This window comes from Roseococcus sp. GW821-FHT12F05, assembly GCF_058806835.1.
In genome coordinates this window covers 28,048-39,962 of the sequence record NZ_JBXAQB010000010.1, presented here as the reverse complement: position 1 = coordinate 39,962, position 11,915 = coordinate 28,048, and the positions used below count along the sequence as shown (strand labels likewise).

Genomic DNA, 11,915 nt, shown 5'->3' with positions numbered 1-11,915 from the left:
GCCATGCCCTGGAAAGACAACTACACCGTCTCCAACGAGCGCACGATTCCCGATGCGGAGCTGCGCTGGCCCGATGGGAAGACCTGCTGCGTCAGCATCACCGTGGACCTCAGTCTCGCCCAGACCGCCGAGGGGCTGAAGGCGGCGGAGCTGACCACGCCGGTCGGGCGCTTCGCGATGGCGGAAGGGCTCGACAACCTGCTCGGTCTTCTGAAGAAGCACGGGCTGAAGGCCACCTTCGCCACGCCGGCGGCGATGGCGAAGGTCTACGGGCCGAAGCTGGGCGAGATCCTGGCGGAAGGCCATGAGATCGCGGCCGAGGCGCTGCTGCACGAGGATATCTCGGGCCTGCCGCGCGAGATCGAGAAGGCGCGGCTGGAGCGGACCACGGCCATCCTCTCGGAGGCGATCGGCAAGGCGCCGGCGGGATGGTTCATGCTCTCGCGCCAGGGCGACGATTTCGCGGGCGGCACCATCAGCAGGAACACGATCGACCTGCTGATCGAGGCCGGCTATCGCTACTACGGCAACGGCCTCGCCGACGATGCGCCCTACTGGACGGCGGTGGATTTCGCGAGCGAACGCGCGCTGCCGACGATGCCTTACTACTACCACTTCGACGACCAGTATTTCTGCATGTTCCCGATGAAGGGCACGGGGCTCGAGAACCCCGACATGTTCATCCGCAACCTGCGCTGGGAGTTCGAGGCGCAGCACAAGCGCGGCCGTCACTTCCATATGACGCTGCATCCGCAGCACATGGGCTTCGCGCATCGGCTGAAGATGCTGGATGATTTTCTTGCGTGGATGAAGGGTCACGCGGGTCTGTGGAATCCGGCAGCGGAGCAGTGCATCGCACATTGGGTGTCGGCCACCCCGGCTCTCAAGCTGGAGCCTTCCATCTGGAAGGACTATCCGGGCAGCCTCAGTTGAGGGGTCCAGGGCATAAAGCCCTGGCGGGGAGCGCGAGGGGCAGGGCCCCTCGCTAAAGCGTGATGACCGAAGGCGCCAAGGCGCCGGAGGTCTGAATCACGCGCCAAAACAAAAGGCTAGACCATGATGCCTGAGCGAATGCGAACGCATCATGGTCTAGAGGAACCCGCCGTCCACGGGCAGCCCCACGCCCGTGACATAGGACGCGGCTTCCGAGCACAGGAAGCCGATCACCGCTGCCACCTCATGCGCCTCGCCCGCGCGTCCTGTCGGGAAGTCGCGCAGCATGCCCTCCTTGTGCTCGGGCGAGAGCGCCTCGAAGCGGTCGCGGATGCGGCTGCCCTGCTCGGCCAGGATCAGCGAGGGCATCACCGCGTTCACCGTGATCCCATTGATAGCCTCGTCCTTCGCGAGCTGCGCCGTGAAGCCCAGCAGTGCGGCCTTGGAGGTGGAATAGGCGAGGCGCGCGCCCTGCGTCGTCACCGGCCCCTTCCGGCCGCGCGCCAGCGTCGAGGAGGTGTTCACGATGCGGCCGAATTTCCGCGCACGCATGCCCGGCACGAAGGCACGGGAGAAGCGGAAGGCGCTGGTGAGGTTCAGAGCCATCACATGGTCCCAAATCTCGTCATCCATCTCCTCGATGGTACGGATCGGCCGCGGGCCGGAACCGCCGGCGAGGTTCACCAGCACATCCGTCCGTCCCAGCGTCTCGGCCTTCACCAGCGCCGCGGCCGGCGCCTTCGGGTCGAGCACGTCCAGCACCATGGCCTCGGCGCGCCCGCCGGCCGCGCGCACGCGCTCCGCCGAGGCCGCGAGCGGACCCTCCTGCACATCCAGCATCAGCACGCCGAGGCCCTGCTGCGCGAGCTGCAGGCAGACCGCCGTGCCGATGCCGCCCGCCGCCCCGGTGACGGCGGCCCAGCGCTCCGTCATCAGCGCCGCTCCCGGCGGATGTTCCACAGCACCGGAAAGCCCACGTCGAGCAGGCCGCGCAGATCCGCGCGGTACACCGCGGGCCCCGCGAACTGCCCGAGCAGGATGACGTTGACGTTCTCATGCGCGAGCGCCTGGAGCTGGGCCGCGATCTCGCGCCGGCGCGCCATGTCCGGCTCCTCGGAGAACTGCCGCAGCAGCGGCACCTGCCGCTGGTCGCACCACCAGCCCGGATAGACGTTGGCGCAGTTGTAGACCATCGCCGGATTGACGATGGGGTCGGGCATGTCGAAGCCCGTCCAGACCAGCGGCACGACGTTCCAGCCGCCCTGCGCGACGGGGCTGCGGTTGTTGCGCCGCGTGGCCACGCTGCTCCAGTCGGTCGAGACGAAGTCGATGTTGAAGCCGGCGCGGCGCAGCTGGTCCACGGCGACGAGCGAGACCGGGTCGATCAGCGCGGAATCGCGCGAATGCAGCACGGTGATGGGCTCGTTGTTGTACCCGGCCTCGCGCAGCAGGGCGCGGGCCCGCTCGAGGCTGTGGCTGCGCAGCGCTTCCGTGCCGGCCTCGGTCGCATAGGGGCCGCCGCACATGAAGAAGGTGTAGCAGTGCTGATGCACCATATCGGGCGGCAGGCCGGTCGCCGCGACGACGTCGGACTGCTCGATGGCCTGCTGCGCCGCGCGCCGCACGAGGACGTTGTCGAAAGGCGGGATGGTATGGTTGAGCGTCAGCGCGCCCACCACCTCGCCGCCGCCGAGCCCGGGCGTGACGACCACGCGGCGGTCGCGCCGGAGGCTCGCGATGAAGTCGAGCGGAGCGCGCTCGATATAGTCGATCTCGCCCTGCTGCAGCGCGCCGACCTTGGTCGCGTGGTCGGGGATGCTGACGAATTCCGTGCGCTCGAAGTGCACGACCTTGCCGCCGGCGAGCCCGTCCGCGGGCTCGGAGCGAGGGCGGTAGCGCGCGTTGCGATAGAAGACCACGCGGTCGCCGGGGCGCCATTCCTCGCGGCGGAAGACGAAGGGGCCGGAGCCCACGATCTCGGCGATCTGCTGCGTGCCGGGCGTGTTCGCGAGGCGCGCGGGCATCATGTAGGGCACCAGCGTCGCCGTCTTGCCGAGCGCCTCCAGCACCAGGGCGAAGGGCCGGTTGAGCCGCATCACGAAGGTGTCGGGCGCCGTCGCGTCGAGGCTCGCCGTCGCGCCCATGAGCTGCCGGCCGAGCCCGTCGCGCGCGCCCCAGCGGCGGATCGAGGCCACGCAGTCCTCGGCCGTGACAGGCGTGCCGTCGGTCCATTCGAGGCCGGGGCGGAGCTTGAAGGTCCAGGTGAGGCGGTCGGGGCTGATCTCCCAGCCCTCTAGCATCTGCGGCCGCAAGACGCCCCGGCTGTCTGGCGCGACCAGCGTGTCCCAGACCATCGAGCCGAAGGCGCGCGTGACGACCGAAGGCGAGACGATCGGGTCGAGCGTCTGCAACTCGTTGTTCATCACGAGGCGCAGCGGCTGCTGCGGCTGCGCATGCGCGCCGGCCGCGCCGAGCATCGCGAGGCCGGCCAGAAGGGCTTTCGTCTTCATCGCGTATCCTTTCGCTAGATCTGGACCCGGCCGCCATCGACCTCGATGACCGCGCCCGTGGTGAAGGAAGATTCCGCACAGCTGAGGAAGAGGATGGCCTTGGCCACCTCCTCCGCCGTGCCCAGCCGCCGCATGCCGACGCGGGCCAGGAATTCCTGCATCTTCGCCTCCCGGTCCGGCACGCGGGAGAGCGTGCGCTCCAGCATGGGCGTGTGGATAGGCCCTGGCGCCACCGCATTCACGCGGATGTTCTCCCCCGCGAACTCCAGCGCCAGCGCCCGGCTCAGCATGACAAGCCCGGCCTTGGCCGAGCAATAGGCGCCGAGATTGGGCAGTGGCCGCATTCCCGCGCCCGAGGCCAGGTTCACGATGGTCCCGCCGCCGGCCGCGCGCAGCAGCGGCAGCGCGGCGCGGGTGACGAGGAAGGGCCCGTCGAGATCGATGGAATGGACGCGCCGCCAGTCCTCGTAGGAGGTCTCGGCCAGCGGGCGCCAGAGGCTCACGCCGGCCGAGTTCACCAGCCCGTCCACGCCGCCGAGCGCCTGTCCGGCAGCCTCGACCGCCTTCTGCACGGAGGCTTCGTCGGTGACGTCACAGGCGAAGCCGGTCGCACCCTCGCCCAGGGAGGCCGCTGCGGCCTGGCCGCCGTCGAGATCCAGCAACGCCACGCGCGCACCTTCGGCGAGGAAGAGGCGCGCCGTCTCCAGGCCGATCCCGGAGGAGCCGCCGGTGATGATGACGCGCCGATCTGGCAGCCGCATGTGAGCGGATTCCTCCCGATGATAGCAATGATCGAAGCCTTTCACGCTCTGATAGTCACGCAAAGAGGTATCGACAGGCGAGGCGGAGAAAATTACCGTGAACGGCGGCGATGAGTATCATGATAATGACCTCGCTGCGGTGCCGGAACGGATGCCGCGCGCGCAGGCCGAAGAGGGAGACGACGATGGAAGGGCTATCCAACCCGGTCGCAGGGCTCGACCTGCATCCCCTCAACCCGCATTTCGGCGTCGAGGTGCGCAGCCTCGATCTGCGTGAGGATCCGAGCGAGGCCACGCGCGCCGCGCTGCGCGCCGCCTTCCGGCAGCATCGCCTTCTGCTGCTGCGCGACCAGGACATCACCACCGAGCAGCAGACCCGCTTCGCCGAGATCTTCGGCCCGGTCCAGCTGCGCGAGAGGAACCGCGTCAAGAGCGTGGAGGCGACCGCGCAGCACGTGTCCAACGTCCGCAAGGACGGCGTCTTCGGCAAGGGCGACCTCGATTTCCATTCCGACCAGCTCTTCCAGAAGGAGCCGCTCTCGGCGCTGATCCTCTATGCCCTCGAGGTGCCGACGAATGCCGGCGGCGACACGCGCTTCTCGGATTCCATGACGGTGCTGGACCGCATGCCGGAAGCGCTGCGCGAGCGCGCCGAGACGCTGCATGTCCGGCAGGACTACACCTACCGAAGCACGCTCGCGAAGGACTGGAACGTGGATGACGCGGCGGAGCAGACGGCGCTGACGGCGGTGCATCCCATGGTCTGGCGCGCGGCGCCGGAGGATCGCGGCGCGCTCTGGGTGAACAAGCTCTCCAGCGTCGAGGTGGTCGAGCTGCCCGGCGAGGAGGGCAAGGCGCTGATGACCCGGCTGCGCGAGTATCTCTACGATCCCGCGATCATCTACGACCATGTCTGGAGGCCGGGCGACCTGGTCCTCTGGGACAACCGGCGCCTCCAGCACGCGCGCACGCCCTATGACGAGACGCAGCCGCGCACGCTGCGGCGCAGCCCCATCCTCTAGCTCCCGGGCGTATGGGCCTTGAGGAAGGCCACCACGCGCTTCTCCTGCTCGGCGAGGTGATCGGGGCCGCGCCATTGGGTCAGCACCTCCACGCCGGGCAGCAGCTCCGCGAGCTCCGAGCTGGTCGTGGCCGGATGCGGGATGTCGGTGCCGGGCAGCAGGAAGGTCGGCACCGGGCAGTTGCGCGCGAATTCGCGGTCCACGCAGAAGACGAAGTCGCGCGCCCACATGTTGCGGCCGAAGCCGGCCAGCGCCTCCTCGGTGATCGCCGGACGCTCGGCGCGCTGCGCGGCGCCCCATTCGGCGTGGCTCTCGGGGAAGTACTCGGGGTGCTCCGGGTTGAGGCCGATCGGGTTCTGCAGCACCGCGGCCGCGACGCGCTTCGGCGCCTCCTGGACGGCCTTCAGGCAGAAGCTGCCGCCGATGCAGCCGCCGAGGACGTGGAACTTCTCGAAGCCGAGATGGTCCATCAGCGCCAGGTGATCGGCCGCATAGGTGTGCCAGCCATGGTCGGCCTCGATGTCGGCGCTCGACTGGCCGGCGTTGCGCTGGTCCATGGCGATGGCGGTGAAGCCGGCAGCGGGCAGGGCCTTGGTCCAGTCCACCCAGGGGCGCGGCGGTCCCTCGGCCGGGGCGGACCACATCTCCAGCCGCGAGCGCAGGCCGCCGGGCGCGAAGAGCAGGACGGGAAAGCCTGAGCCATGGGTCTCGTAGCGGATCTCGCCGTCCGGGCGGGTCAGTACGGGCATCGCTTCCTCCTTGCGGGGGCGGGAGCATGCGGGCGCATCAGGCCGCGCGCCAGAGGGTGCGGAAGGCCTCCTTCGTGCCGAGCACCGGGTCGGTCTCGGGGAAGGGCAGGGCGGCGATGCGCTCCAGCATGGCGGGTGTCGGCGCGTGCCTGACGATGTCGCCCTCCTGGCCCGGCGGATAGGCGCCGATCACCAGGAACTCCGGGCTCGATCGGATCTTGAGGTGGCCTGTCCCGGCAGGCAGCAACGCGACGTCGCCGGCCTTCACCTCGACCTCGATGCCGTCGGGGCCACCGAGCTTCAGCAGCGCCCGGCCGGCCGCGAAGCCGAGCACCTCGTGCCCCTTCGTGTGGTAGTGGTGGTAGGTGTAGACGCCGTTGCGCCATTGCGGCGGCCAGCCGTTGCGCGCGAACAGCGCCTCCATCGCCGCGGCCGGATCGCCGGACGCCGGCACCGCCGCGCGGTACAGCAGCACCGGCAGGCGCGGATTGTTCGGCACCCAGTCGCTGCGGCCGAAATGCAGGACCTCTGGCTTCATTGAAACCTCCGCGCAGGACAACGCGCGCCGCCGCCCTTCGGCTACAGCGCCGCGGCGATCTCCGCCCACTCCGCCTCCAGCGTCCCCGCTGGACGCCGGCGGCCGGCGCGGCGGTACCAGTAGTCGGCGTTGGAGAGGTCGCCCTCCTTGCGGTGCAGATAGGCATGCACCCAGGCGCCATCCGCGGTGTCGACGGATTGCGCGGCCTCGTGCGCCCGCGCCCAGTCGCCGCGGGCGTCCCACCAGAGGGCGGCAAGCGGCGCCGGCAGGTCGGTTGCCGTCTCGCGATCCATCAGTGCTTTCGGTTCCATCGCACGGTCCTCCCGGTTGCGACGCTAGCCCGGATCGCCCAGCATCGCGACGTTTCAGGAGATGCGCATGGCCCAGCCCCAGGTTCCGATCGACGTGGATGCCGACACCGGCATCTGGACCACCGACGGCCTGCCGATGGTCTATCTGCCGCGCCACTTCCTGGTGAACATGCAAAAGGGCATCGAGAACGCCATCGGGCCCGAGGCCTACCGGAAGATCCTCTACGGATCGAGCGACCTCTCGGCGCTGCAGTGGTGCCGGGCCGAGGCGAAGACGCACGGCCTCTCGCCGATCGACACCTTCCGCCACTACCTGAAGCGCCTTTCGCAGCGCGGCTACGGCCAGCTGGAGATCACCGCGCTCGACGAGGCGGCCGGCACCGGCGCGGTGACGGTGCGGCACTCCGCCTTCGCGCTGGGCTACGGGCCGCAGACGGGACGGAAGGTCTGCTACATGTTCGAGGGCAGCTTCGCCGGCGGGATGCGCTACGTGCTGGAGATGGCCGGCCGCAAAGGCGAGCCGATGTGCCGCGAGGTGGCCTGCGCGGCGGAGGGGCATCCGGAGTGCCGGTTCGAGCTGCGCTGCGACGCGGTGGCGTAGCGAGAGGGGCTTTGCTCCCCTCGCGCTCCCCCCACCAAAGGCCGAGTGGCCTTTGGAAACCAATACTTTATGGGGATTTGGGTGAGGGGCGCGGAGCGACCGCCTAGCCCAGCGGTTCTGCTTCGCCCCTCTCCCAAATCCCCATAGTGCTCGGGTCCAGGGGCCCACTGGCCCCTGGTGGGGGAGTGTGAGGGGGCAAAGCCCCCTCACGACGACGCCAGCGCCGCCGCGACCTGCTTCGCGAAGCCCGCGGGATCCCGCGGCACGTCGCCGTCCTGCACGCGCGCCAGGTCCAGCAGCAGCCCGGCCTTCTCGAAGAGCGCGGTGTCGCTCGACGCGCTTTCGGCCAGCTTGCGGATGAGGGGGTGGCGCGGGTTCACCTCCAGCACGGGCAGGCCGCCGCCTCCGCCGCGGCCGGCGCGGCGCAGCATGCGCTGCATCTGGAGGTCGGGCCCGTGCTCCGGCGCGGCCAGCACCACGGCGCTGTCGACGAGGCGGTCGGTGGCGCGGACCTCGGAGACCTCCTCCTTCAGCGCGTCCTTCAGCAGCGGCAGCAGCAGGGTGACGTCGGCCGCCTCCGCGGCCTCGGCGCCGCCGGCCACCTTGGAGAGGTCCACCGTGCCCTGGGTGATGCTGCGGATGGGCTTCTCCTCGAAGGTCGAGAGCCGCTCCGGCCAGAAGGCGTCGATGCCGTCGGAGAGCAGCAGCACCTCGACGCCCTTGGCGCGGAAACCCTCCAGCTGCGGCGACTTCGCCAGCGCGGCGGTGTCGTCGCCGAGCAGGATGTAGATCGCCTCCTGCCCCTCCTTCATGCGGGAGACGTAGTCGGCCAGCGAGGTCCAGCCTTCGACCGCGGAGGAGCGGAAGCGCAGCAGCGCGGCGACGTCCTTGCGGTGCTCGGCATCCTCCCAGACGCCCTCCTTCAGCACCGGGCCGAAATTGTCCCAGAACTTCTCGTACTTCGCGGAATCCTTGGCCTGGGTCTTGAGCTCCGACAGCACGCGGTTGGTGACCGCCTTGCGGATGCGGGCCAGCACCGGCGTGGACTGCAGCATCTCGCGCGAGACGTTGAGCGGCAGGTCCTCGGTGTCCACCACGCCCTGCACGAAGCGCAGCCAGGAGGGCAGCAGGTTCGCCTGGTCGGTGATGAACATGCGGCGGACATGCAGGCGGACGCGGCTCTCGCGCTCGCCCTCCACGGCCTGGAAGGGCTTCATCCCCGGCACGAAGAGCAGCGCCGCAAACTCCATCGAGCCCTCGGCGCGCCAGTGCAGCGTGGCCCAGGGCTCGTCGAAGGCGTGCGCGACGTGGCGATAGAAGTCGGCGTACTGCTCCTCCGTCACCTCGGATTTCGGCTTCCGCCAGAGCGCCGTGCCCTCGTTGGCCGGCTCGTCCTTGCCCTCGCGCGCGACGGTGATGGGGATGGCGATGTGATCCGCCCACTTCCGGATGATCGCCTGGAGGCGGTAGGGCTCCAGGAACTCCTCGGCGTCGGACTTGATGTGCAGGACGATGTCGGTCCCGGCCTCCTCGCGCGTGGCCGGGGCGAGGGTGTAGTCGCCCTTGCCCTCGGAGGCCCAGGTCCAGGCCTCCTCGGTGCCGGCGCGGCGCGAGGTGACCTCGACGCGGTCGGCCACCATGAAGGCGGAATAGAAGCCTACGCCGAACTGGCCGATGAGGCTCGGCTTGTCGCCGGCGGGCGCGTCGGCGAGCGACTTCGCAAAGGCCGCCGTGCCGGAGCGCGCGATGGTGCCGAGATGCTGCGCGAGCTCGGCCTTGGTCATGCCGATGCCGGGATCGGTGATGGTGAGCGTGCGGGCTTCCTTGTCCGGCAGGATGCGGAGTTTGGCCTCCTCGGGCAGGCCGAGGGCGTGGTCGGTCAGGGATTCGAAGCGGCGGCGGTCCACGGCATCGGCGGCGTTGGCCACCAGCTCGCGGAGAAAAATCTCGCGCTCGGAATAGAGCGCGTGCACGACCAGATCCAGGAGGCGCCCGACCTCGGCGCCGAATTCATGCCGCTCCAGGGTCTCACCCATTCGTCTTCTCCCTCCGGGGTTCAAGTTCAGCCGCGGGCGATATGCGGGGAGGGCGCGAATGTTTCAACTGGTTGCGCCTCACGGCCAGCACGCCTTGAGGGCGCGGGGGATGTATCGGCGGCCCGCCACGACGGTGAGAAGCTTGCGGATGGTGCGGAGGTACCAGATGGCGGCGTCGCGCTCGCGTCGGTTTCGCGGGAGTCGCTGCGGAAGCGGCAGGGCGAAGATCTTTTCGGACAAATCCGGATCGGGGCACATCCAGGGCGGGGCCGGCAGGGCGCGCTTCAGTTCGAGGCGGCGGGCGAGGAGGATGATGCGCAGGCCGCGCAGGCGGATGGCGCGGCGGGCGGCGCGGCAGATGGGGCCGAGGAGGCCGCGGAGCGGGTGGCCCTCGGGCGCGGCGGCGAGGGCGAGCAGGAGGTGCTCCCACAACCCTTCATGGGTCAGGCGGCGGAAGTAGCGGGAGACGGTGTCGGGCTTGCCGTAGGTTTCAGGAAGGTCGGCCCAGGGACCGTCGGTGGCGGCGACGCGGAAGATGGCGTCGAAGCGGGCGCGGTGGTCGCAGGGGCGGCCGCGGAAGCGCCGGAGGATGTGGGGAAGGAGGGCCTGCCATTCCGCATCGGAGAGGGGGTTGTGGGGGATGCGGAGAGGAGAGGCCATCCAGCTAATATAGGAAGAAAATCAGGAACACATCAAGAAAATTCAGCCGGAAGGAGCGGGGCGCCGCCCCGCACCCCGCCGGGGCGCCACGGGCTCCCCGGACCCCTGCGGCGACTTCAGGTTCGGCCTCTAGCCCAGCTCCTCCCAGGCCGCGCGGGCCAGCTTCGCGATGGAGAGATAGGCCCCGGACTGGCCGGGCAGGCCATCGGGCAGCGTGTCCGGCACCCAGTCGGCATAGGCGGCCATGGCGAAGAGCGGCTTGCCGTCCTTCCACACCACGCCCACGTCGCTCCGGCCGCGCCGGCTGCGGCCGGTCTTGTTGTCGATCCGGGTGCCGAAGGGCAGCAGGAACGGAATCATCCCCCTCAGCCGCTGCCAGCTCATGATCTCGAGACCCTGGATGCAATCCTCCGGCGCCACGCCGAGCGCCCTGGCCTCGGCCTCGTCCGTCATGCCCGCGACGATGCGGCGCAGCAGGAGGGCCTGGTCGGCGGGGCAGGTGACGGCCACCTCCTCCGGCGCGTGATCCCAGGCCAGCGCCGGGTTCGGCACCAGGCCCTTCAGCTGCGTGCCGGCCATGCCGATGCCCTTCGCCCAGGCCGTGACCTTGTCCGCGCCGCCCACCTCCGTCAGCACCAGCTGCGTGCTGACATTGTCGCTGGTGATGATCATGTTCACGATCGCGTCGCGCAGCGAATACTCCGTGCCCGGCGACATGTACTGGTAGGTGCCGCTGGTGATCCCCGCCTGAAGCTCGGCGGTGATGGTGAGCTTCTTCGACAGGTCGATGCGCCCGGCACGCGCCGCGCCCAGCGCGTGGATCATGATCCCGACCTTGCGCGTGCTGGCCGAGGGCTGCACCACATCCGCGCCCTTGCCCCAGACGCGGCCGCTGCCGTCCAGCGCCTCGATCCGATAGGTGAGCGTGAAGGGCTGTGCGTGAGCGATGCTCTCGAAGCGGTCCATGGACTGGTTTCCTGCCTGTCGGATTCGGATGGCTCGCAGGGAGGCGAGACGCCGGAAGAATGAACGCATCCGCGGCCCAGTCCAGGGACCGTGCGCCGGCCTGCGACGATATTGGGCTTCCGCCGCGAGCGGATATAAGCGCGCTGCCGTCGGAAGAAGGTCGAGCGAGATGGACGCGGTAAAATCAGGCCCGAAGATCGCGGCGACGGTGATCCACCCGACAGCCCGTCTGCGGGAGGCACAGATCGGCCGGTGCTGCGAGGTGCTGGAGGATTGCCGGATCTCCTATTCCGAGATCGGCGACTACAGCTACCTCGCCCCGAACTGCCAGGTGGCGGATGCGCAGATCGGCCGGTTCTGCGCCATCGCCGCCTCGGTGCGCATCGGTCCGCCGAACCATCCCATGGACCGGCCCTCGCTGCACCGCTTCACCTATTGCCCGGAATACTACGACGCGGAGAAGACGCGCGACCACGCCTTCTTCCGGGACCGGCGGAACGACCGGGTGGTGATCGGCCACGACGTCTGGATCGGCCATGGCGTGATCGTCCTGGCGGGCGTGACCGTGGGGAATGGCGCGGTGCTGGCCGCCGGGGCCGTGGTGAGCCGCGAAGTGCCGCCCTACACCATCGTCGGCGGCGTGCCCGCGCGGACCATCCGGCCGCGCTTCCCGGCTGACATCGCGGCGCGGCTGGCCCGCATCGCCTGGTGGGACTGGCCCTTCGAGACCATCATGGCGCGTCTCGGCGACTTCCAGTCCGACGACATCGCCGCCTTCTGCGAGAAGTGGGACGTCGCCGCGCCGGCCGTGGCCGGCTGAGCCGTCCG

General features: G+C 69.7%; 13 protein-coding genes. 4 read left to right on the top strand and 9 right to left on the bottom strand.

The genetic code is table 11. The features are described from left to right. The first annotated feature begins 3 nt into the window (after positions 1-3). Positions 4-933: a polysaccharide deacetylase family protein gene (locus AC1ROY_RS21930; RefSeq protein WP_493151019.1), complete on the top strand. Its 930-nt coding sequence runs from the start codon at positions 4-6 to the stop codon at positions 931-933. Between the two features lie 156 nt (positions 934-1,089). Here the strand turns inward: AC1ROY_RS21930 and AC1ROY_RS21925 are convergent, their stop codons facing one another. Genes AC1ROY_RS21925 through AC1ROY_RS21915 form a run of 3 tightly spaced genes read right to left on the bottom strand, consistent with a single transcriptional unit; the run spans position 1,090 to position 4,204 of the window. Continuing rightward, a complete protein-coding gene (locus AC1ROY_RS21925; RefSeq protein WP_493151018.1) occupies positions 1,090-1,866 on the bottom strand; it encodes an SDR family NAD(P)-dependent oxidoreductase in 777 nt (258 codons plus the stop codon). After that, positions 1,866-3,443: an ABC transporter substrate-binding protein gene (locus AC1ROY_RS21920; RefSeq protein WP_493151017.1), complete on the bottom strand. Its 1,578-nt coding sequence runs from the start codon at positions 3,441-3,443 to the stop codon at positions 1,866-1,868. Before AC1ROY_RS21920 ends, AC1ROY_RS21925 begins: the two co-directional genes overlap by 1 nt. A gap of 14 nt (positions 3,444-3,457) precedes the next feature. Continuing rightward, a complete protein-coding gene (locus AC1ROY_RS21915; RefSeq protein WP_493151016.1) occupies positions 3,458-4,204 on the bottom strand; it encodes an SDR family NAD(P)-dependent oxidoreductase in 747 nt (248 codons plus the stop codon). Between the two features lie 185 nt (positions 4,205-4,389). On the opposite strand from AC1ROY_RS21915, the gene AC1ROY_RS21910 reads away from it, so the two are divergent. Beyond that, positions 4,390-5,226, top strand: a complete 837-nt coding sequence (locus AC1ROY_RS21910; RefSeq protein WP_493151015.1) for a TauD/TfdA dioxygenase family protein — start codon at positions 4,390-4,392, stop codon at positions 5,224-5,226. On the opposite strand, the gene AC1ROY_RS21905 is transcribed toward AC1ROY_RS21910, so the two are convergent. Genes AC1ROY_RS21905 through AC1ROY_RS21895 form a run of 3 tightly spaced genes read right to left on the bottom strand, consistent with a single transcriptional unit; the run spans position 5,223 to position 6,824 of the window. Further along, the gene (locus tag AC1ROY_RS21905; RefSeq protein ID WP_493151014.1) at positions 5,223-5,975 is read right to left on the bottom strand and encodes an alpha/beta fold hydrolase; all 753 of its coding nucleotides are present in this window, start codon (positions 5,973-5,975) and stop codon (positions 5,223-5,225) included. The genes AC1ROY_RS21910 and AC1ROY_RS21905 overlap by 4 nt on opposite strands. 37 nt (positions 5,976-6,012) lie before the next feature. After that, the gene (locus tag AC1ROY_RS21900; protein ID WP_493151013.1) at positions 6,013-6,513 is read right to left on the bottom strand and encodes a cupin; all 501 of its coding nucleotides are present in this window, start codon (positions 6,511-6,513) and stop codon (positions 6,013-6,015) included. 41 nt (positions 6,514-6,554) lie between these two features. Then, on the bottom strand, positions 6,555-6,824 hold the full coding sequence (locus tag AC1ROY_RS21895; protein ID WP_493151012.1) for a hypothetical protein: 270 nt from the start codon (positions 6,822-6,824) through the stop codon (positions 6,555-6,557). Positions 6,825-6,891: 67 nt separating this feature from the next. Here AC1ROY_RS21895 and AC1ROY_RS21890 point away from each other — a divergent pair, with 67 nt between their 5' ends. Continuing rightward, a complete protein-coding gene (locus AC1ROY_RS21890; protein ID WP_493151011.1) occupies positions 6,892-7,425 on the top strand; it encodes a DUF5943 domain-containing protein in 534 nt (177 codons plus the stop codon). Between the two features lie 206 nt (positions 7,426-7,631). Here AC1ROY_RS21890 and htpG read toward each other — a convergent pair whose 3' ends face one another. The 3 genes from htpG to AC1ROY_RS21875 form a co-directional block, all read right to left on the bottom strand. Next, positions 7,632-9,461, bottom strand: coding sequence for a molecular chaperone HtpG (gene htpG, locus AC1ROY_RS21885; protein WP_493151010.1), 1,830 nt, complete (start codon positions 9,459-9,461; stop codon positions 7,632-7,634). Positions 9,462-9,539: 78 nt separating this feature from the next. Further along, positions 9,540-10,121, bottom strand: a complete 582-nt coding sequence (locus AC1ROY_RS21880; protein ID WP_493151009.1) for a transposase — start codon at positions 10,119-10,121, stop codon at positions 9,540-9,542. A 129-nt stretch (positions 10,122-10,250) separates the two neighbouring features. Continuing rightward, positions 10,251-11,087 carry a serine hydrolase gene (locus AC1ROY_RS21875; RefSeq protein ID WP_493151008.1) on the bottom strand — a complete coding sequence of 279 codons (837 nt, stop codon included), beginning with the start codon at positions 11,085-11,087 and terminating at the stop codon, positions 10,251-10,253. Positions 11,088-11,256: 169 nt separating this feature from the next. Here AC1ROY_RS21875 and AC1ROY_RS21870 point away from each other — a divergent pair, with 169 nt between their 5' ends. Continuing rightward, a complete protein-coding gene (locus tag AC1ROY_RS21870) occupies positions 11,257-11,907 on the top strand; it encodes an LbetaH domain-containing protein (protein ID WP_493151007.1) in 651 nt (216 codons plus the stop codon). The last annotated feature ends 8 nt before the right edge of the window (positions 11,908-11,915 follow it).